The 23,580-nt window shown below is 43.4% G+C and carries 12 protein-coding genes; 5 read left to right on the forward strand and 7 right to left on the reverse strand.

All coding sequences use genetic code 11. From position 1 onward, the window contains the following. From BACCELL_RS12410 to BACCELL_RS12420, 3 genes are all read left to right on the forward strand, one after another. Positions 1–1,002 (forward strand): glycosyl hydrolase family 28 protein (locus BACCELL_RS12410; RefSeq protein ID WP_007212151.1); only part of this gene is annotated, 1,002 nt, incomplete at its 5' end. Positions 1,003–1,024: 22 nt separating this feature from the next. Continuing rightward, entirely contained in the window at positions 1,025–2,956 is a 1,932-nt protein-coding gene (locus BACCELL_RS12415; RefSeq protein WP_007212152.1) for a glycoside hydrolase family 97 protein, read from the forward strand. 56 nt (positions 2,957–3,012) lie between these two features. Further along, positions 3,013–4,617 (forward strand): hypothetical protein, encoded by a 1,605-nt coding sequence (locus BACCELL_RS12420; protein WP_044153977.1) that lies wholly within the window; start codon positions 3,013–3,015, stop codon positions 4,615–4,617. Positions 4,618–4,638: 21 nt separating this feature from the next. Here the strand turns inward: BACCELL_RS12420 and BACCELL_RS12430 are convergent, their stop codons facing one another. The 6 genes from BACCELL_RS12430 to BACCELL_RS12455 all read right to left on the reverse strand — a co-directional run bounded on the left by BACCELL_RS12430 (position 4,639) and on the right by BACCELL_RS12455 (position 18,369). After that, positions 4,639–7,002, reverse strand: a complete 2,364-nt coding sequence (locus tag BACCELL_RS12430; RefSeq protein WP_007212154.1) for an alpha/beta fold hydrolase — start codon at positions 7,000–7,002, stop codon at positions 4,639–4,641. Positions 7,003–7,014: 12 nt separating this feature from the next. Beyond that, on the reverse strand, positions 7,015–8,628 hold the full coding sequence (locus BACCELL_RS12435; RefSeq protein WP_007212155.1) for a hypothetical protein: 1,614 nt from the start codon (positions 8,626–8,628) through the stop codon (positions 7,015–7,017). A gap of 187 nt (positions 8,629–8,815) precedes the next feature. Further along, positions 8,816–10,258: a TlpA family protein disulfide reductase gene (locus tag BACCELL_RS12440; protein ID WP_007212156.1), complete on the reverse strand. Its 1,443-nt coding sequence runs from the start codon at positions 10,256–10,258 to the stop codon at positions 8,816–8,818. 93 nt (positions 10,259–10,351) lie between these two features. After that, positions 10,352–11,737 (reverse strand): glycosyl hydrolase family 28 protein, encoded by a 1,386-nt coding sequence (locus tag BACCELL_RS12445; protein WP_007212157.1) that lies wholly within the window; start codon positions 11,735–11,737, stop codon positions 10,352–10,354. A 92-nt stretch (positions 11,738–11,829) separates the two neighbouring features. After that, positions 11,830–14,952 (reverse strand): glycoside hydrolase family 2 TIM barrel-domain containing protein, encoded by a 3,123-nt coding sequence (locus BACCELL_RS12450; protein WP_044153979.1) that lies wholly within the window; start codon positions 14,950–14,952, stop codon positions 11,830–11,832. Positions 14,953–15,006: 54 nt separating this feature from the next. Then, positions 15,007–18,369 (reverse strand): family 43 glycosylhydrolase, encoded by a 3,363-nt coding sequence (locus BACCELL_RS12455; protein ID WP_007212159.1) that lies wholly within the window; start codon positions 18,367–18,369, stop codon positions 15,007–15,009. 233 nt (positions 18,370–18,602) lie between these two features. Here BACCELL_RS12455 and BACCELL_RS12460 point away from each other — a divergent pair, with 233 nt between their 5' ends. Beyond that, entirely contained in the window at positions 18,603–22,142 is a 3,540-nt protein-coding gene (locus tag BACCELL_RS12460; RefSeq protein WP_157133911.1) for a hypothetical protein, read from the forward strand. Next, positions 22,129–22,497 carry a hypothetical protein gene (locus BACCELL_RS12465; protein ID WP_007212162.1) on the forward strand — a complete coding sequence of 123 codons (369 nt, stop codon included), beginning with the start codon at positions 22,129–22,131 and terminating at the stop codon, positions 22,495–22,497. The genes BACCELL_RS12460 and BACCELL_RS12465 overlap by 14 nt, the downstream gene beginning before the upstream one ends. A gap of 81 nt (positions 22,498–22,578) precedes the next feature. Here the strand turns inward: BACCELL_RS12465 and BACCELL_RS12470 are convergent, their stop codons facing one another. Next, positions 22,579–23,064 carry a hypothetical protein gene (locus tag BACCELL_RS12470; RefSeq protein ID WP_007212163.1) on the reverse strand — a complete coding sequence of 162 codons (486 nt, stop codon included), beginning with the start codon at positions 23,062–23,064 and terminating at the stop codon, positions 22,579–22,581. Positions 23,065–23,580: the final 516 nt, after the last annotated feature.

The raw sequence follows: 23,580 nt of genomic DNA on the forward strand, positions 1-23,580 counted from the left end.
CAAACACTTTATCTGGCAGGAGGGGCGGTAGTTAATGCCGGTATAGAGGCTACAGGCGATAATATTACAATTTGCGGTAGGGGAATTTTAGATGGTTCCGATTGGGAACATAATGCCGGCCCCACTGACTATATGATAAATGCTAAGAACTGCAATAATTTGGTAATGAGGGATATTATCATAAAAGGTTCTTATTATTGGACTATTGTACCTCAGAATTGTGACCGGGTTTTGATAGATCGTATTCGTTTGGCAGGTTCCCGTGTAGGTAATGATGACGGTGTAGATCCTTGCAATTCCAGTAACGTGACGATTCGGAATTGTTTTTTTCGGACAGATGATGATTCGGTTTCTCCGAAGGGGATAACCCGTGCCGGAGGAGAAAGAGAATCAAAACCGGTTGAGAACATAGTAGTAGAGAACTGTGTGTTCTGGGTTGATTTTGCCAATGTATTTCGTATGGCAACGGAAAGCAGTTGTCCGGTATTTCGTAATTTCACAGCGCGTAATGTGGATGTGATTCATTTTCCTGACCGTGACCGTGTTCAGATATTCTGGTTGCATCCTACAGGAGAAATGCCAATGGAGAATTTGTGTTTTGAGAATATCAGGATTAATGGAGAAATTCCGTATAATCTGATAAAGCTGACACCTGCACTTCAGTTAGTGGGTACACGTCCGATAGAGAAACCTACTCCGAATGATATAAAGGTGGGACCTGGCAGACGTGGTCCCGGAAGTTGTGGTTATGGAGAATTTGTAGTTGTTCCTTCTTATGGTCCTTATATTCATAATGTAACTTTCCGTAATATTACCACTTATGGCAAAGAAAGTGATCGCAAGGCGGAAAGAGGAGCCGTACTGATTCAGGGAATCGATGAACGGCATGATGTTTCCGCTATCATATTCGATAATGTCGAATACTATGGCACAAGAATAGGTGCTGATAGCCCGAATATACAAACTGGCGATTTTGTGAAACACGTACAATATGTAAAGTAATAATATAAAGTAGAATTCTGAAATGAAAAAATTATTTGTAGGAGTGTTATGGGTAGCTTTGTCTTTGAGTGTACAGGGCAAGGAGGTGAATATGACATCACCGGATGGAAAATACCAGTTTACGTTGAGTGATAGCGGTGGACAATTACATTATTCTTTGACCTGGAACGGAAAACAGACAGTAAAACCTTCCTTATTGGGAATCAATGCAAATGTAGAATGGCGGGATGGAGTTGAAATCGGAACTGTGGATAGTAGTCGGAAAGATACGATCTGGCATCCGGTCTATGGTGAAAGAAGTGAAATTAAAGACTGCTATAATGCATGGAAAATACTTGTCAATCGTCAGAACGGACGTGATAAGTTGGTTCTTGATATCCGTGCCTATGATGAGGGAATTGCCTTCCGTTACCATTTTCCGGGCGGACAATATCTGAAGATTACAGATGAGTATACAGAATATACCATGCCCGAAGGTACTAAAGCCTATTTTACCCCTAAAGCTCAGACCCCGTATTCTTATCTGCCTCTTGAAAACTGGCCGGGCGAGTCGGACCGTCCATTGCTGCTGACACTGGCAGGTGGAGGATATGTCTGCCTGGCTGAAGCGCAAGTGGTGGATTATGTACGTACGAAGTTCAATGTGTCATCGACTAAAAAGAATACGATTATATCGGCTATGTATGGTCCGGTAGAAGATATTGCACCTTATTCTACTCCGTGGCGTGTAATCATGTGTGCTGACAAGCCGGGTGAGATTTTAGAACACAACGATATCCTGTTAAATCTTAATCCGCCATGTCGGATTAAGGATACTTCCTGGATTAAACCGGGAAAAGTGATGCGTGAAGTGACCTTGACCACAGAAGGTGGAAAAGCTTTGGTAGACTTTGCTGTAAAACGGAATCTGCAATATATCCACTTTGATGCCGGTTGGTATGGTTTTGAGTATGATAAGGCTTCAGATGCCACTACTGTAACACTTGATCCGCGTAGGAATCCGAAAATAGATGCACTGAATCTGAAAGAAGTGGTTGCTTATGCGAAGCAGCATGGCATCGGAGTTATACTCTATGTTAATCAGCGGGCTTTGCAGCAACAGTTGGATGAGATACTTCCTTTGTATAAATCATGGGGAATTTCTGGAATTAAGTTTGGGTTTGTGCAGGTAGGTTCGCAGGTGTGGACAAAATGGATGCACGAAGCCGTGAAAAAGTGTGCTGATTATGGGCTGATGGTAGACATCCATGATGAATACCGTCCGACAGGCTTTAGTCGTACTTATCCTAATCTGATGACTCAGGAAGGTATTCGCGGCAATGAAGAATTTCCGGATGCCACGCACAATGTTACGTTGCCTTTTACCCGCTTTGTAGCCGGAGCAGCTGATTATACAATATGTTACTATCGCCAGGACTTTGGCAGGCTGAATGTTGAAAAAGATAATTATGGTGTTCCCCGTTCTAAGTCCATCCAGACTACACCGGCGCATCAATTGGCCTTAGCAGCTGTCTATTACAGTCCCCTGCAATATATGTACTGGTATGATAAACCTTCGGATTCACAGGACGAACCGGAATTAAAGTTCTTTGATGATGTGTACACCACCTGGGATGATACGAAGGTTTTACAAGGTGAAGTCGGTGAGTTTATTACTGTAGCTCGCCGGAGAGGAGAGGAATGGTTCATAGGCTCAATTACAAATAATGAAGCACGGACGTTGCCGGTTGATTTGAGTTTTCTGCCTGCCGGAAAAGATTATGTGGCTGAAATCTATACGGATGGCGACAAATCTATTCCTACACGAACGAAAGTCAGAGTCTCAAAATTCCGCGTCAATGCCAAGACTGTGCTGCATTTTAATCTGAGGGCTTCGGGAGGTTCTGCCATTCGTTTAGTGCCCGAGGTTACTAAGGATAAATCTTTGAAAACTTATAAACAACAGAAACTGTGATGAAACATGTGAAAACAAGAAATAGGGTGGTACGGGAAGTATCTGATAAGCATACTATGAATATACGAGTTTTGTTTTCGTTGGTATTTCTTATTGTAATCACGTTCACTGTCTCAGCCCAGACTGCCGTATGGCAGTGGGCTGTGCCGGTACGTAATTTTGCTAAACAACCGAAAAATCCTGATGCCAAAGCCTATTTATGGATACCAGAGAAATGTAAACACGTGAAAGCTGTGCTTGTGGCACAGCATAATATGGAAGAAATTTCTATAATGGAAGATGAGAACTTCCGCATTAAGATGGCAGAATTGGATGTAGTACAAATATGGGTTTGTCCTTCTTTCAATCATGGATTCGACTTTACAGATGGAGCATGGGAAACTTTAGAGGGTTTTCTGAAAGATCTGGCGTCAGTTTCAGGATATACGGAGTTGGCATCGGCTTCATTGATTGGTATCGGACATTCGGCAGCTGCCAGCTGGCCTTACTATTTAGCTGCATATATGCCCGACCGTACATTAGCTTGTATCTCAGTCAGTGGACAGTGGCCTTATGTACGTGATAAATGGCTGAATCTGGATATCTGGGGAGAGCGTAATATCGACTATATCCCATGTCTTGAAACAATGGGGGAGTATGAATCTGCACATACCTGGAGTAATGAGGGATTGAAGGAGCGGAAAGAACATCCTTTGTTGCCATTGAGCATGTTGGCTTGTCCTGCCGAAGGCCATTTTGCTTATTCGCCCGGTAAGGCTGAGTATATCGCACTTTATATAAAGAAAGCATTGCAATACGGGCATGTGGATCCTACTAAAACCGGTTGGCTCGCTGAGCGTTGGAAAAAGAATCAACCACCCACTTGTATGCCTGCGCCTGTAGCAGAATATAAAGGTAATCCGGATGATGCTTTCTGGTTTTTTGATAAAGAGATGGTAGAAGCTACTCAGGCCTATCAAGCCCGTTTCCGGAACATGAAGCCGCAGTTAGTGGGTGTCGTGCAAGAAGGTAAGCCGGTAGTTCAGCGTGACAGTCATTTGCAACTTCACCCGGTATTTCTGCCTCAGGGAGATGGAGTTTCTTTTCATCTGACTCCTGTTTTCCTGGATACGGTTCCCGGTGATAGTCCCCGCCTGAAGAATTGGACGGACTTGCCTGTAGGTACACGCATTGGACATGCAGCGGATAATTCCATTTGCTTTGAAATGATAACAGGCCCCGCAGTAATTCACAACCATACCTTCAAGGTCGAATGGAATCGGAGTATTTCCTGGGCATCCTCTAAGGCTGATATTGTTTTTGCTGTTCGTCATCCGGGAGATAAGGAATATAAACCGATTGTTCAGCAGGCGCAGACCACCATACCCGTTCGCAATATAGATGGAGTACCACAGAAAGTCTCCTTTGCTGCGTTGGCTGATGTCAAACGAGGAATAAAGTCTGTCACATTACAGGCTTCTTCCGACAATGGCTTGCCTGTTGGCTTTTATGTAGAATCCGGACCGGCCAGAGTGGAGGGAAATCAGTTGATATTTACACCGATTCCTCCGCGTGCTGTTTATCCGGTAAAAGTTACGGTAGTGGCGTGGCAGTATGGCAGGAGTGGAGAACCTAAGATTCAAACGGCCGAACCTATCACACAAACATTCTATATTTTATAGCATTATCTGTATTGCGTGAATTTATTGTTTCAGAAATTCACGCAATGCAGCATTAAATGCTTCAGGTTGTTCCATGTTCAGCATGTGTCCGCAGTCTTCCAACACCTTTAGCTTTCCGTTCGGCAGATATTTCAGAATTTCCGGTTGACTGGAATAGCGGTTGTTGGCTGACTTGCCTTCCACGATTAAAGTCGGCACTGTGGGATGATTCTTTTTTATGGCTTCATAAGCATCCAGACCTGCAACTACCCGTACTTCTTTGTGTAATGGTTGCCAGGCATCCCAGTCATCAATCATTTCCCATAAAGGCTGACGCATCCTTTCTTTCCGGGTACCTCCCGAACTCATCAGCCCTTCAAACCATTCACGCTTCATGACGTCGACTCCTTTCACTTTCAGGGCGGCAATTTCTTCATCCCGTTTCAGAGCTTCTTCTTTGGTCATAGGTTGGCTAGGTCCTTTTGACTTACGTATATTTCCACTTGCAAGGAAAGCTGATGCCATGCGTTCGGGAAACCAACCTAACATATCGGCACCGATGAAACCACCTAACGACAAGCCAACTATATGTGCTTTCCGGATATGGAGAGAATCCATCAGTGTCACCAGGTCTTGTACATGGGTAAACTGATAATCTTCGGTCTGAGAGGAAGAAGCACCATACCCCCGTAAGTCGTAACGGATCACACGGTATTCTTTGGCAAATTCAGCGAATTGTTCATCCCACATTCTGTGATCCAGTGAATGGCCATGTACAAAGATTACAGGTTCTCCGCTTCCGGCTTCTTCATAATAGAGCGAGCCATTGCCAACATCAATGCGACCGGACTTAAAATCAGCCGTCTCTCCCGAAATACGGAGTTGAGCATCTATTTTATGTTGCCATACATTATGCATTAAAACGTCTGTGTCAGTTTTTCGGCTATCCACTTGTATACGGTTCATTTGCAGCTTACCTACATTTACGGCAATCACGGGAATACGTGGGTCCGGTTTTTCGGGCATGAACGTAGCGTCATTTACTGTGATATTCTCCACATTTCTGATGAACAATCCATAACTTGGCAGATTTCCCCATACAGTGGGCTGGGGATAACCCTTTTCGTCTTCCTTCACTTCTTTGAAAGAAGACCAGTATCTATTCCATTTCGTTCCGCTTGCTACATCGTGGCGTTTTCCTTCCATTGCCGGATCAGGCAGAAAAGCACCTTCCACCAGTCCGCCGCGATTCATGAAACGGATATTGTTCAGATATATGTTCTCTATTTTTGCATTCTCGATACCCGTGATTGAAGAACAGAAATTACCGGTTCCGTAGGCAGTAATATTGCTGATTTGGATATTTCGCATTCTTCCGACGGGAGGAACCGGTGCATCGTCCGGGTACTGTCTTCCTCTATTGGCTAAGCGTATGTAAAGTGGACATTCAGTCCCTTCAATCAAAACATTATTGATGGTAACCCCATCCATTATTCCGCCGTCTACAATTTCTAATGAAATGGCGGTAATGCCACTTGGAGTTGATTTTAGAATCCGCTCCCCGGTATGACGGCTTGGTTTTACGATACAGTCGGAGATTGAAATATTCTTAAAGCCGCCCGTTGATTCTGTTCCACATTTAATGGCGTTGGCAAAGCTGCTGACAATACAGTTGCTGATAATTACATTTTCACAGGGAGCCGTACCCGTACTCTTCAATACGATACCGTCATCGTCAGAGTCGATAATGCTGTTGGAAAGGATAAAACGGCGGCAACCGTCGATGTCTATTCCGTCATTATTGCCATTACTATGATTGTACACTTTTATGTGATCGATGGTAACATCTTCGCAATTCAAATAATGCTGATTCCAAAGTGCGGAATTTCTCATTGTAATACCTTCCACATGCACATCTTTGCATGAGATAAACAGAATGTTACGAGGCCGTCCGTTGCGGTCGCCGCCCAATCCGCTGATACGCCCTTTTCGTCCTTTTCCTTTTCCGTCTATCGTACCTTTTCCGGTAATACTGATGTTTTTTGCATCTACTGCATAGATGAGGGAAACCCAGCCACCGGCATCTTTTTGTGAACGGTAAGATGCTTGTGGTTGCACAGGAAAGTCATCGTAATTATCACTGGCATAGAGGTATGCCCCGCTTTCAAGATGTAGTTCTACATTATCTTTCAGGAAAATCGTTCCTGATTTATAAATCCCTGAAGGAATGATAACCTTGCCTCCGCCTTGCCGGTGACAATTTTCAATAGCGGCATTGATGGCTTGAGTTTGTACGACAGAAGTGTCTTTGGAAGCTCCGAACTGGAAAATGTTATATTCCGTCGAATGTGCATTCCCTGTAAGATAACAACAGATGGCACATATAAATAGAAAATATGTTTTCATGGCTTATAATGTTTATTTCAATATATAGAAGTTTCGTTTCACCGGTTCAGCCGTCTGTACTTTGCCTGCAATACCGTATTGCCAGGCAACTACCGTTACTTTTACCGGAAATTTACTGCGGGGTGGGATAGGAGTGAATACAATTTGGTCTCCTTTTATTTCAGCCGGACCTTCTTTGATGTAGTAAGAGACGGGCAGTCCACAGTCGCTTGTGGCTTTTAAAGATAAAGAACCGCTTTCCGCTTTCACATCGGGTAATCCTGGAAATAATATATACTGCCTTTGTCCTTCCGTATTCCGGTAGGGGATGCGGATACTGACTTCTTGAACAGCACTTTTATACTTCCGGTCTCCTGTCTGGCTTGCCAACAGACATATATCACCGGTACGGCGCGGATTATTCATACCCATCCGATAGAAAGATACTATGAATGTGGTGTCATTTACCTTTTCTACTGGTCCACAGATGCGACTGATTATCGGTGTTGCATCTGCATGCTCATCAGATAGTTTGGTTCTCAGGGAATCCGTACATACGGCTTTCAGGTGGAAAGTGATTCCATCGGCTTCCGGATTGAAGCGGGGCTGTACACGTACATGCTGCTTCTTGTTGTATGTCAGTAAACTACCGTTTTGCTCAAAACCCAGATATTGTTCTTTCTTTCCACGGCTTTGCGTATACCGTGTTTCGGTCGCTTCCGCTATTTCACGGTCAAAATACCAGAAAGCATCGTGAGGATCACCTTTATATTGTGAATAGGGGGCGGCTTTGGCTCGCTTCTTCTGATCGGGATGCCAGCGTTCTGCCAGCCAGCCTTTGGTTGGGTTCACCGGATTCAGTTTTACTTTACCGTCTTTAGTTACTTCATCCGTCAGTCGTTGATTGATAGCTTTTTCCAGAAATAGAGCAATGTATGCGGCTGTTTCATCTGCCACATCGAAATGTCCCCGTCCTGCGTCACACAGAAATGAGATGCAACTTTCAGGATACATCATGCGGAAGGCCAGTGCCGGATTTACCCGGGCTTCCCACCATTCATATTCTCCTTCAATCATCAGTCCGGGTATTCCATCTATATTACGGGTACGTCCCCATTCCAGATTCTCACGCCCGTAGCCGGTAAGATTCGTACGCGGAGCATCGCCATGCAGGGAAATGATAGCCAAAGTGCGTTCCGGATTCCATGCTGCGAAGTTCCAGGGATAGGTAGCCATAGCCGAATGGCCTATGGGAACGATGGGGACATTTTTCAGTTCGCTATATCCGCTGACGTCTGCCAGGGAGACCATCATTTTCTCAAATATCTGTTGTGTGCCTTTCGATACATCCCATTGCTGATCGATACCGGGAGTTATCCATACAAAGCCGATTCCAAGCTTCTGCATCTTTTCGCGGAAAAGGGGATTATCAAAAAGAGTTTCTTCGCTCATATTGTGTTGTCCTACAATAATTGCTTTTATCTGCATACAGTCAGCGGGTATCCATAAGAAAGCCGTAGGATTCCGGTTCGTTTCATTAGAGACGAATCCGTCAAGGGTCACAGACCATTGCCATTCCCCTGCCCGCAAACAGGGAGAGAAGAACAGCAAGAGGATGATTGAAAAAAGCAGTCTATATCTATTCATGTTTTTTTGTTTTTTACAGTATTAATACGAACGAGGAATAAGCTTCACTCAAAAATAAGGGATTTAAAACAATGATTCCACAAATCTTATAAGATTTATGGAATTGAATCCATAAAAATCAAAAGATTTGTGGAATCAGCCTGTTTTTGTTATATTTCGGTGCGCCTTAGTATTCGTTAATAATCTTTTATTTAGAGGCTTCTTTCAGTTGTTCCGTCAACTTATCCATATCTTCCGGGCTGGCTGCCGATGGGAATTGTAGTTCTCCTTCTTTATTGACAATGGCATAATGCGGGATTGACAACATACCGTTCCGCCCGAACTTCTCATAAATTTCCATTTTGAAAGCCTCGTTGATGATGACATGCTCTCCTTTTAAGTTATAGTGCCCTGTCATTTTTTTCCAGAGTTCAGCTTTCTGGGGAGTATCGATGGAAACATACAATAACACGATATCATTTTCAGCAGCATATTTCTGCAAAGGTTTGATGTGTGCAAACGATGCACGACAAGGACCGCACCAGGTAGCCCATACGTCGATAAAGATCACTTTACCCGGGTATAAGTCAGTAATTTCCTTAAAGGTGCGTACACTGTCTGTATTCAATATATGAATGTCTTTCGGAAGTTCGGCTTCATTGAACGCTTTGTTCCTTTGTATCGCTGTTTCTAATTTCGGCATTAGCACGCTTTTAGGATATAATGTCTTGAATTCCTCATACAATGCAGGAATACCAGTTGCAAAATACTCACGGCTTTCATCTTCCAGAATGAGAAGTCCCATTGCAGCCTCCTGTACCCGGCCTTGCAGATTTGTTTTATACCAATCGAATAACAGTTGATTGCGTTCATTGTCATCATTCGTGCGCCTTTCATGTTTCATGAAAATATCTATGCCTGCCATATTCGATACGACATCTGCAAATGCAGGAGAGAATACGCTTTCAGCCTGACCGACGTTTGCAAAATCCAACATCTGGGCGTAAGCGTCGTCCCATTCCTTCTTGAGCGTTTCGGAACCTCTCCGGTAGTTACCGAAATACTGATTCATATATGCCATCAAAGCCTGTATACGTATATCTTGTATGGCTCTCTGTCTGAGCTGATCGTCCACTTCTGCCACTTCGTTTTCTAATGTAGTAGCGTAGTCTGTCAGCTTTTGATATACGGATGAGGCAACCGTGTCCTTGCCGACGTTAAAGATATCTCCCCGGCGTGCACGCAGATTAAATACGTTTTCATTCAGATCAGCCAGTTTCTTGAGTATTTCATTTTCTTTCGTCAAGCCGTCAACCGGGTTTAGTTTATTGGATTTGGAAGCATCGATATCGAGCGTCTGTTTTCCCGGAGCAAGATAGATACTACCTAAGTTTCGCTCACCATATAGAAAAAGGGTCAGCTTTTCGTTCCCGTTTACAGGTAAGGTAATCTGATACGTACTGTCGGCATTTAAACGTAAAGTATCAATCTTGTTCGGTAAGTAAATGCCATCTGTAGTGATATTATATACAATGGGAGCGCCGGATGTATTCGTTACTTTGCCTTCTAAAGTAATATTCTTCTGGGTACATCCGCTCAGGAGCATAGTGGTTGTTATGCCGCCAAGGCATAAAGATTTGATGAATTCCATTATTTGTTTTTCATTTGGTTTATAATCTGAGACGCTAAAATAGTGATAAGGTTACATCGGGACAATTATTTTCTGTTATTTCTCCGTGATTGTTCATTTTATCTTAATCCCTTTTATAAAATCATTGGTTACTATTCCTTTCAAGTCCTTCATCCGTTCTCCATTGATTACTACATTTTCAAACGTCACGTTTTGCACGGTTCGTTCTTTGTCCAGTCCTTGAATCAACGATGGATTTTCTCCTATGCCTGTATATGTAATATTTCTGAAAGTAATGCCTTCAATGCCGCTTCCCGGCTGTTTATCATATTTCTCGTTGAAACGTACTTTTACATAAAACAGTCGTCCTTCCTGAATATTCTCTACCCGGATATCTTCGAAGAGAATATTACGAACCTGATTCTTATCACCACAATCCACTGTCATGCAACCTTGATAAATCGGGTCATCCTCGTCATGTTCCAGGATGTCGATGTTACGGAAAGTCAGATTCTCTATCACTTCTCCTGTCGGTGAGTCCGGATCGCCATGACCGCCTACATTGATGGGATGTGCCACATCTGCCCAAAGAATAGAATTTTGCACGGTAATATCAGATGAACCTCCCCACCAGTTCCAGCGGTGATTGTACAAAGCAATGCAATCGTCCGAATTGCGCATAAAGACATTGTCGATAAGTACCTGACGGCAGCACATCATATCTATACCGTCACTCCATCCTTTACAACTGAAGGACTTCAGATTTTTAATCGTAATTCCTGTGGAACCACCTCCAAATACGGTATAATGGTCCGGATTCACTACTGTAATGCCATCTATCCATATATTTTTGGAATCAGTGATTTCAATGCCCCGTACAGCGTGGTCTATGATTCCCCGTCCGATGATGCGGACATTCTCGGCTTTGTCTACCACGAGTTTTGCCTTGACCACAGCTCCGGGGGCCAGATATACGGTTGTATTACTTGGTATCCGTATCTGATTGTTGGGTAAGTCTTTGGGGCGGTGTGTGCCCGGACCGAAATACATTACTCCTTTAGTTTCTTTTTCATATTTTTCAGTCTCCATCGGGTTGGCAAAAAGATGCAGGTTGTGCAGTCGGTCACCATTAAACTCAATGGAGAGATATTGTGGCTTTTCCAGAGTGAAAAGAATGGCGTTTTGTATCTGCTTGTATTCAAAACCTTTACTCAAAGGGCGTATGGCTACTTCGCGCACAGTGCCATTGTTCTTCTTCACCATTACTTCTACGGGACTTCCCATATCAAATTGCACCATGGAAGCATCCTGCACTTTGTCCATATCTACCTGTACGTTGTATTCGAACAAATCTTTCCATTCGCCGCCGGGGATGCGTACGCGTACGGTATAGTCATCATTGTGCGGCATCCCGGTACTCAGTGTACCGGGATAAGTCACTAGTTGTGCCTGTATGGACAAGCAGAAGAAGGCTGATAAGATAGCTGTAATAAATTTCATTGTATAATCGTTTTTTGAATAATTTTCTTCATATCTTGATTAAGATACGAATTAAGGTAAAATATTACTCAATATATAGAAATTCATCATTTTCATTGAATCACTACTTTATTTTGCACCGGTGTCATGATGAATGTAAATTCATAATCACCATACGGTAACATGAACTCCGGTTCTGGAAGTGCACTCCAACTGTCTATGCAAGCCAGTCCCATCTGGGCTTTATCAATCAATACATTTGTCAGATCGGCTTTTTCTACTTCCTCAGAGTGTCCTTGTTGTTTTTCCAAACCTTCGTCCAGTGATTCGATTGTGTAGTGCAAAGCAGAAGCTGAAAAAGGAGCGTCAGCTACGAACTGCAATCCATTTCCACTTATATTCAACTGTCTCCACCAGCGGATATCCGTTTTTGTGCCATTTTCTTGCGGACGGATATAAGGAGAGAATTGCTCATCAACAGTTTGATTGTAAATGCCTAAATCCGTACAATGATTACGATTACTATAGTTTTCCATTGGACCACGGCCATAATAGGAAATATTTTCAAATGACCTCGGCATAACCAGTTGCATGCCGAAGCGGAACATATTGGAAACGTTGGCCGCCTTGTCCGTTATCATTTTTTGGTTTACCTGAACCGCTCCTTGGTTATTGATGGTATAAGTGATATACAGTTTAGCAGAAACCTGTTTCATCTCATATTCTGCTGAAATAACCGCTTGATTGTCTACAATGTTATTTTTCAGTGATATGAGTTTGATATCCGGATTCTTCCATGCATTATATTTCAGTTGCAATTTTGCTCCATAATCATTGTCGGTAGGTGCCCGCCAGAAATTCGGGGTAAGTGCGGCACCGTCTTTAATCATGTCCAGACCGTTGACAATGTATTTATCCATATAGCCGGTAGATCTCTTGAATCTGATAAGGAAGTTCTCACCTTTTACAATCCAGTGGCGGATATTCGTATCGTTTACCTGAGGTGTGATTACGGGGATATAGTTTTCAGTAACATTCTTCAGCTTCATTTCAGGAGTTTTGTATGGATGTAACACTAATTGGTCTTTGGCAACTATGTGGCCGACAGGGATCAAGCCTTCGCGATCTTTTTGTCGGTATCTGACATTCAATAACCATTCTCCGTTCTCATCGGTTTCTCCCAGCTTGAGAATGAGAGATACTGTTTGCAATGGGGCTACATTCAGTTTTTCTATACGTCCGCTACGTATGACTCTGCCGTTGTTCAGCACTTCCCATTCCATATAATAGGCAGACAGATCACGGAAGAAATTCTCATTGTAAATATTGATTTCACCTTTTGACAGATCCCCCGGAGTGGTCCAGATGTTCTGATAGAAATATCCCACTTCATATACATGCGGATTGGGGATGCGGTCCGGATTGAGTAAACCGTTGTCGCTATAGTTGTCGTCACCGGTTTTAATCGTATCGAAATCACCATCGTAACCATAGATCATTTTGCCGCTCTTGCCTGTCCAGTGGGGTGACTGATCTATTAGATCCCAGATAAATCCACCCTGGAATTTCGGGTATTTACGGATAAGATCCCAATATATTTTAAAGTCGCCTAATGCATTTCCCATTGCGTGAGCATATTCACACATGATCATAGGTTTCTGTTTACTTTCGTCTTCACAATAACTGATGCACTTGGAGTAAACGGGATACATCGGGCAATAAACGTCAGTGTTGCTTCCTGTGTCATAGGCTTGTTCAAAATGCACGAAGCGGCTGGGATCTTCTGCTTTCACCCATTGATAACATGCTTCAAAATTCGGTCCGTCGCCACATTCATTTCCCAATGACCAGAAGATAATGCTCGGATGATTGAAGTTACGTTGTACGTTACGTTGATTACGTTCCAGGTGTGCTTTCCTATATGAATCCACTCTTGCCAATGAAGTCTCTTTGAATCCCATTCCATGTGATTCCAGATTAGCTTCAGCCACTACATACAAACCATATTTGTCACACAACTCATACCAGAAACTGTCGTCCGGATAATGGCAGGTGCGAACAGCGTTTATATTGAACATTTTCATTAACTGAATATCCTGAATCATACGTTCTCGGGAGATAACGTATCCGCCGTCCGGATCCATTTCGTGGCGGTTGGCTCCTTTAATAAGTATCGGTTGTCCATTTACCCAGAGTTGTGCATCCTTCATTTCTATTTTGCGGAAGCCTACTTTCACGGGAACAACTTCTGTGATTTCTCCATTTTCTCTCAGAGTAGCTCGAAGCGTATAGAGATAGGGAGTTTCCGCACTCCATTTATGGGGATTTTCAAGTTTCATGATGGCAGATATATTGCCGTTACCTTTTACTTCGGTTGCTGTCACGGTCTTGTTTTTTGCATCAAGCAATTCCAGAGTTACCAGGTTATTTCCTTTCAGATTCAAATCAATAGCCAGTGTACCGTTTTTGTATTGACTATCTAAATCCGGGGTTACACGTAGGTCTTCAATGCGTTTTTTATTACGTGAATAGAGATAACAATCGCGTGCAACACCATGATACCGGAAGAAATCCTGATCTTCCAGATAGCTGCCGTCGCACCAGCGGAATACCTGAAACGCTATGAGATTTTTCTGTCCCGGTTTCAGGTAAGAAGTTAGATTGAACTCAGCTTCCAGCTTGCTGTCTTCACTATAACCGACAAACTTTCCATTCACCCATAAATAGATGTTTGAAGAAACCGAACCGAAATGCGCAATGATATCTTTACCTTTCCAATCAGACGGAACGATTATTTCCCGACGATAGGAACCTACATGGTTGTTCTCCACAGGTACTACGGGCGGATTATTCTTACACCAGCCTTTCCATAATTTCCAGTCGAAACCTACTCCCGAATAGAGTGGAACATCATATCCGTTCAATTCCCACATTGCCGGAATAGGCAGATCATCCCATCCTTTGTCATTATACCCTATCTTCCAGAAATCAGTCGGACGAGCGTCCGAGTCTTTTACCCAACGAAATTTCCAGATACCGTTTAAAGTCATAAAGTTGGCGGATTTTTCTTTTACGGCTTCTGTCGCTGCTTCAGTGCTTTCATAAGCAAAGAAGTTGGTATGCATCGGAGCACGGTTTACGGCATTGATTTCCGGGTCTTGCCATTCTTTGAAAGTTTGTGCTTTGCCTGAATGTATGCACAAACATAATAAACCTATTAGAAGTGTTGCTTTCATTTTATTATTGGTTATCATTACTAATTTTTATCTTGTTGTAAATAAGTGCATTGTTTATAATGTCGGTACTATTTGCATGATCTTGCCATCCTCATCAAATTCCATTTTATCAATGCACACTTCTCTGTGAAACCCGGCTTTTCTGCCCATTGTTACGGCATCCGGAAACTTGAACCGATGGTAAACAATCCGCCATTCATCTTTACCCGGCAATTGCATAACTGAATGATGTCCGGTAGCAAAGATTCCCTGATCCGGTTTCTTGCAAAGGATAACCTGGCTTTCGGACGGCTCAATAGGTCCGACCGGAGATTTGGAACGTACATAACGCACTTCATAATCCACACTTCTCGTGTCGTTTTTCGACCATGTGAAATAGTAATACCCATCTCTATAGAATACATGAGCGGCCTCGCTGTAATAAGTGTCGTTCTTTATCAACAACCGTGTTGTATTGGGTTTTACGGATATCATATCATCATTCAGTTCACATACAGCCATGTAATAATTTCCCCAGTACAGATAAGTCTTGCCACTGACAGGATCGGTAAAGACATCCGGGTCTATATTCTGTCCTCTGGTCATACCCTTGGGGCGTTCTTTATCAATCAGAGGTTTTCCGGAATCTACAAAAGGTCCGGTCGGATGATCGGCGATTGCTACTCCGATTTGTTGCTCGGCTGTATAATAGTAATAATATTTGTAACTGCCGTCCTCCTGTTTCTTTTCAATGATACAGGGAGCCCATGCATTCTTTTGGGCCCATGATACATTCTTCAGATCAAAGATAACTCCTTCTTCTTTCCAGTTTAGAAGGTCATCGGAAGAAAAAGCCTTGAATAGCGTACTGCCCCAGTTCAGTATCCCGTCGGTAGTCGGATAGATATAATATTTTCCGGTTTTCTTCGAATACATCACTTCCGGATCTGCATAGAATCCCGGAAATACCGGATTTTTCTTTGTGGATGCCGTAGAGACATATTTCCTTTTGTTCTGTTTCCAGTACTCCTCTAATCTTTCCACTTCCTCTGCTGTCAAATGGATGACTGCACCATGCTTGGGCGATGTAAAGTTAGTCGTTTCCATCACCCCTTCATTGAAACGTCCCAGATTTTTAAAGTTAACAAAGTCTGAAGTCTCGATGAAAGCGAAGTTGTGCGGATTGACGCTGTACACATCATACATCAGTACCCATTTGTCTTCTCCGATACGCTTCCAAACATTGGGAGCTTCACAGGCTTTGGGCTCTAAATCATACCAACGGGGATCGAATGTATAATCGCCGTTAGCTATATTCGAAACCGCATGCTTTATACCTGCTTCTCCGTCATGGGCTACGTAAAATAAGTGATATTGATCACCTATTTTCGTGATGTCTCCATCAATTGCCGAAACTTTTTCGTTGGGATATTCAAATAAAGTCCGTGGCAATGTCTCAATGGTGTCGAATTCATCATTCACATATACATAGTATAGTTTATTCGGTTCGTTCCTGAAGCGCATTGTGAAATAAATCATCAGTTTTCCTTTCTTCTCGTCAAAAGTTATTTCGGGCGCCCAGGCACAACCTATTTCACTAAGTCCTGCCGACATCTGGTCGAAGCATATGTTTGTACGTTTCCAGTTTATCAGGTCCCATGACTTCATCAATACCAGTCCGCGGTTATTTCCCCAGCCGTACTTTCCGTCCCGTTCCCATTGGGTTTCCCGGTAGCCGTCCCTTTGGGCAAAGACATGTAAGTCCGTCATAGCCATGTAGAAAGCTCCATCCGGTCCACGATAAATATGTGGGTCACGAATCCCCCTTTGATAGGCAATCGTATCTCCGGCAATTACGGGTTCACCATCATTCAAGGCGGTGAAGTTATATCCGTCATGGCTCACAGCCATATATAGACCATGTGTCTCGTCTTTATGGAAAACCATCAGATACGCACTCATATCTTTTTCTTCCGGAATGGCATTCCTGTAGCGGAATTTCCTGAATCCCGCATTTCCTTTGCCGGCGGAAAGCAATCCGATGCGCAACGCATAGAAGCCTTTATAATTGTTATGATGCAGTTGGGAGACATCTATATTCTCGGCTAAAGTGTTCCATTCTTTACCGTCTTTGCTGACCATAACCCGCATGATGTTTCCCTGATTTTGAATTTTGGCAAAGAAGCGTTTGCCTATCTTGTTGGGAAGTCCGAAGCTCTTTTCTGCATTTTGATGGATGGTAAAGCTTTTTCCGTCAGAGGTGATTCCGGCGTAAGCTTTTTCATTGTAATAGAGAATCAGACCGGCTGTATTTCCATTTCCTGTGTTTACCTCCACCTGTGTTTCATAATTCTTGTCTTCAACGGTAGCCAGCAGAAGGCGGGCATCGGCGGGAGTTTTTCCTTTAGCATTCATCCACAGTGTTTGCTGTTTGAATTTCAGGGATTGGGGAGCATATTCTTTCCAGAATGTCCATTGCAGTCCGAGATCCGGCCCATTGAAATCGTCAGATAATTCTAAACCATGTTTGATTTTCTGTTTGGGAGTGATCGGGGTAGCTGTCGACTTGGTGCGATACCAGCCATCCTGTGTCCATTCAATTGGTTCGATAAGCGTGGAACGTCCCAGAGTGTGATACCCTTTTGCATACGCATGATATACAATCCACCAGTTACCGTTTACATCGTCAATCAGTGTACCGTGTCCCTTCGACCACCAGTTATCCGTTGCACTGTAAGTATGTATCACCGGATTATAAGGAGAATTTTCCCACGGCCCTGTGACATTTTTCGAACGGGCGGAGACCACCATGTGGCTAGTTGCTGGACCTGCTGTTCCTCCTTGGGCGGAAGTCATGTAATAGTAGCCGTTCCGATAATTCAGTTTGGGCGATTCCAGACACATACATTCCGTATCCCATCCTTTGGGGTATATCCAACCCTCGTATACTTGTTTTTTTTCTCCGATGGTGCCCAATCCGTCATTTGTAAGCTGAATCACTTCTCCTTCGTTCACATATAAGTAGCGGTTTCCGTTCTCATCGACAATGTGCCCTGGATCTATGCCATGTACTTTCAGGTCGGTCGGTTTGCTCCACGGACCTTTGATGTCATTGGCCCAGATCACCCAGTTGGTACCTCCTGCGGGATAATAAATGTAGTATTTCCCTTTATATTTCAACAGATCGGGAGCCATGGCAGAACCCTCGTATTCCGGCATTACCCGACATACGGGTTCCCAGTTCATTAAATCCCGAGAGTGCCAGATCAGGAATCCCGGTGCATAATAAAAGGGTGAATGAGTCATGTAATAATCTTCCCCATCGCGCATGATGGAGGGGTCAGGATAATCGCCCGGCAAGATTGCTTTTGGATATTCCTGTGCATCCGTCCGGGTTATCAACAAGGTCAGAAAAACAAAGAATAAAAGTTGTTTCATGATATTTATATTTATGTTACGTTTGAATCCGGAGTTACCTTACGCTTATTTTGCGCTCCTTATTTTGTTAATACGAATAAGAATAAATTGCACTCATTCCAATTTGAAATTATGCCGCTATAATTCGTTTTACCTGAAGGAAAGTGTATCTTTGATACTATAAATGTGGGTAGGAGGATGAGTGTTATGCTTATTTTGTTCGTACTACATTGAAAACATCCATGATAAATACTATGATGAAAAAGATATTATTGATAGTGGCATATAGCCTGATTGTTTTATATGTATCTGCCCAAAGCACATTGCCCGAAAGATATGTACCGTATATTGTAGATGCAATTTATACATCGGACGATCATGTTCGAACCAGTGGAAAAGGAGAATCTCTCACTTACCGGATGAAAACGGATACCGTTCCGCAATTGTTAGTTGTGCAGTATTCCGGTGAGAATAAGCCCGGAAAAGGGGAGAATTTCTTATTTAATATATCTGTCAATGGTACCCTCTTGTATACTGAAGGGCTCAATCGTAACCGGCACGGACTATTTGAAGTGGTATATCCCATTCCGGCGGAAGCATTGAAGAACGGAAATTCTGCACTTGTCCGCTTTGAAGCGTATGATCAGTCGGCATCTATAGGCGAGATTTATGCAGTTGCCATTGTCCGCCAAAAGCTGAAAACCGGTTTATTTGCTGATAAACAGAATTGGCAAGGACTTACAAACGATTGGACTTGTGCTTCCGACGACACTTTTATCTATACGGAGCCTGATGGCCCCCAACATCCATATACTGACAATTCCGTGATCGACCTGATGTCTTATTATGGTCTTGAACTTAATCTGAAGTTATCCGGCACAAACGATATACCCGTTGAAATACTTGTTTCAAGTAATGCCCTGAAGTTCGGAGAACCGGAGAAAATAGACAATCCGTTTGATACCCGTAAAATCCGATTAACCTTACAAAATCAAAAGAATGGTGCCGGCAGATTATTTATTCCTTTTTCTGTCTTTGATACTCCGAAAGCCTCACAGAGCACTATACGGCGGATTAAATCCATTGCTGTTCGTCTTTTCGGAAAGCATGGCGGTAAAGTGAAATTACTTTCTACCCGTCTGATAGAAGGAAACTCGGTGAAAGTAGTAGCCGACTCTTATTCCAAATCGGGAGAAGCCGGAGAAACAGTTGTCTATCCGGTATGGATTACTAATTGTGAATCAAAATCACAAACAGTTTCTTTTTCTATCCCTAAATATGGTTGGGAAGCTTTTCCGGTTACAGTAGAACCGGCACAAATAGAGTTGGCACCGGGTGAGAAACGGAAAGTGGAATTACAGGTGGTGGTACCGCCGGGTATTCCCGCCGGAGGCCGTGAAAAGCAGGTACTACAGATTTTACCTTCTGCCAATCCTGCTGCTGTGCAGACATCAACGTTTACCACTTTGCGCAGTATGCCACATCCGTTTACAATCCATACGACGGAAGGATGGGAAGAAGTTCGCGCGAAAGCGGAAAAATATGACTGGGCTATGGAGCGCAAAAAACGTTATGTGCAGGATGCAGAACGTTGGGGAGTGCCTTCACGTCCTCCTTATGCTGCTAACAGTGACGGTATTCCTTATTTATGTGCGACCACTCATGAGTACGGTCTGATGAATAATGCCATTGCATGGCAGTTGACGCGTAAAACGGAATTTGCCCATAAGGTAAAGCAATTCCTGCTGATGATCAGTGATTATCAGACCGGTTTCCCGCTAACCCGGAAAGCTTCCAACCAGGCAAGTGTACAGGAAGGGCACTTCTTTCAGCATCTGGCGCAGGCTTATGATCTGATTATGGATGCCAATATCATGAACAAACAGGAAAAGGCTCAGATAGAATATACTTTCCGGCTTTATATCGACCAATATCTGCGCTACAAATCAACGGGCGGAGCTAACTGGGCGGTTTCCCAACTGACGGGAGTCTTTTTCTGCGCTTTAGCCATACAGGATTTCAACCTGGTGGACGAAGTGCTTTACGCACCTTCCTGCCTGATGGATAAGTTCCGCACTTATACAATGCCCGATGGATGGTGGTATGAGTGCACGGTCAGCTATAATCTTTGGGTCGCGAGCGAATATATACAAATAGGGTTGGCATTGAATCCTTTCGGATATTCCCTGCTGACGGAGAAATTCCCCGTTGATTATAACCTCACTCCAGAGTATGAGAAAGTCGGGGCCAATGAACGTGAAGAGAGCCGTAATCTTCATCATGGACACAGTTTCCGTATTCGCGGCCCCATTCACCAACCTTATGTCACTATCAAAATGATGTCGGATGCCCTTTTGCCTTTCCTCGATTATCGGGGCTGGATATTCGGAATCAATGACGCCACTGAACGTGAAGTGGGTGGCGACAGTTTTGAGATGGCGTACTATGCTTTCCGTGATCCGCGCTATGCTGCTTTCATACGGATGTCTCCCGGGCGGAATGATTTGATCTATGGTGTACCCGAGTTGCCCGAGGTGGAGCCGGGAGATGTCCGGGGAGCTTATGCTGACAATGCAGGAGCATTAATGTTGCGTTCCACCCAGCAGGAGCCGCGCGAAAAGATACAGGCTGTTTTGAAATATGGAACACACGGTGGTTATCACGGACATTTTGATCGTACTGCCATGCTTTCACTGATGCGTTATGGGCGTAGTTTCTACAATCCGGAGATGGTGTGGTATAGCTATGCTCCTTATATGTATAATTTCTATGTACAGAGCAGTATCTCCAAAAACATGGTTACTGTTGATTTGAAGCAGCAGGAAACAGATGACAGCAAGCGTAGCCTGTTCTATACAGGTGATTTATTTCAGGCCGGTTGTGTGGAAGGAACTGCCGCATGGAGTTATCCAGCTTATGGCGGACTGCGGCACAGTATGCGTGGACCGAGGGATTTCAAAGAGAAAACAGAGTGGGAAGCCCGTTATTTCCCCGTACCCGAAAAGCATCCCGGATTCGGAGTGCTGACAGGATTTACCGAACCTGTCTTTCAACGCAGACTGATGGTTGTGACGGACGATTATGTAGTTCTTGCAGATTATGACAAAAGTACAGAGAACAAGCAACACCGTTTCGATCTTCTTTTCCAGATAAAAGGCTTGTTAGGATTGTCCGCCGATAAGAAAGAGTTCATTTCCCATCAGGCACAATTGGATACCGATGCCCTGAGTGCCGCACCGTTAGTAACTGATATCAATCAATATTCCGTAACCGGAACTCTGAAAGCCAGTTTCCTGACCAAATTCGGTCCCGAAGCTGATAACCGGGGAACACGTATGTACGGTGAGTCGGGTAATCTCTACATGGATATTTATAATGCTTGGCCTAATATCCAACGGATTGCTTATACCGGACGTGCTCCCGAAGATCACGGAACGCAGCGCAACCTGAAGTACATGGTAGAGGGAGATGGTAAACTACTTGCCGAAGGCAGCTTCGGTGCCTGGATTCTGGGTGAAGGAAAGGTAGATGTGGATATTACGGGTATCCGGAAATTAACACTGTCTTCCGCCACTCAACATGCCAACCGCTCTAAAACTCTGTTCTGGGCAGAAGCTGTCTTGGAAACGAAAGACGGTAAACAAATCCGTCTTGCCGATCTTCCGGTTGTCAAGAACAACGTACAGGATAATCCTTTTGGGAATATTAAAGACTATGCCGATGGTCGTATCAATATCAGTGGAGAGAACTACAGTTGGGGGCTTCCTGCCGAACCTGTGAATGCAGGTTTTTGAAACGCCTGCCCAATATACCTTTGATCTGGATGGACTTCAGGCTATCCGCCTGAAAACAGTTATCGGCGGAGATTATCCTCTGGGTGATGAGGCTGAAAGGCGTATTACTTTCGGGGTACGTATGGACGCTGCTCAGGTCCGTTATCTGACTGTCATAGAGCCCTTTGAGAAAGAGAATAGTGTACATTCTGTATTTGCTCCTTCGGCGGACGAGCTGATTGTGATACTGAAAGACGGCAGGGAACAACGGCTTTACTTTTCAGGAATGGAAGAGGAGGGAGGTGCAGCTACTGTAAGGATGGAGGAATGGAAAGAAGGGGTACTGTTGCGTAAAGAACGTACAGGCTGTAATTGAAAAAAAAGAATACGGAGCTCATCGCGGGCTCCGTATTCACGAGATGAAAAGGATTGGAAAAAACAGGTATGTATATATTGGTTAGATGAGGGTCTTATTCTTTTTTATGATAAATAAGTGATAAAGAAAAGGCCAAATTCCCCCTTTCCCGGATATCTTATTCTCATAATCTTTCATCATTTTCTCATGAATTTCAAGGATTTCATGTGTATAATTCATCATTTTCTCTAAGTTCTCTCCCAGTTCTGTTTCCCGTCGGGCGTGCTTATGAATTTCCTCTAATAAATCATCGTTGACTTTTTCCAGACGGGCTTTTTCTTGATAAAGCCAATTCAAATGCTCTTTTCGCACTCGTTCCATCATGGTATCATCAGGATAAGATTTTAGTGAATTAAATTCGAGAGCTTTGTCAAGTTCGTCAGTATCTATCAGTGGGTCATTGTCTTCATAAGGTTCTGTGCCTATAGAAGAGCATGTCAGATAACGTAACCTAATCCATTCCCGGATTTGCTCTTTCGGTATGCCGTATTTCTCAGCTACTGACTTTGTAGATAACCAATTAGCCATATAGTGTTTGATTATAAGTTTAAAATCATTCCCTATACGGCTATAATGGCTTTATATTATAAAGGTACGGGGCATTACTCAATCCCTGTTAGTAGGTATGTGGATACCCTGAACCACGGAAGAGTAAGCCCGTACCAATAACTGATACAGGCTACGCTCGTCCGATGGTTCATTAAATTTCCACATTTTACTAACATCGGAAGAGGACATGTATATATACAAGATATATCATGTCGCACGTTCAGTTGCAAAGATACGCCTTTTTTCACATTTAACAACGAAATCATGGATTTGTTTCTCCATTTTGCGTAACTTTTTATTCAGTAACGCTTAAAAAATAACTTGGTACATAAGCAAGTGCGGCGAGTAAGTGCATAAATGATAATTTGTAAACCTGTTATAAAGATTAGGCGCGGATTACACGGATTACGCGGATTTTTTGATGAATCGATGTAATAGCGCAGCCTTTAATCCGCGTAATCCGTGTAATCCGCGCCTAAAATTATCATTTATGTA

This window comes from Bacteroides cellulosilyticus DSM 14838 (assembly GCF_000158035.1).
Lineage (GTDB): Bacteria > Bacteroidota > Bacteroidia > Bacteroidales > Bacteroidaceae > Bacteroides > Bacteroides cellulosilyticus.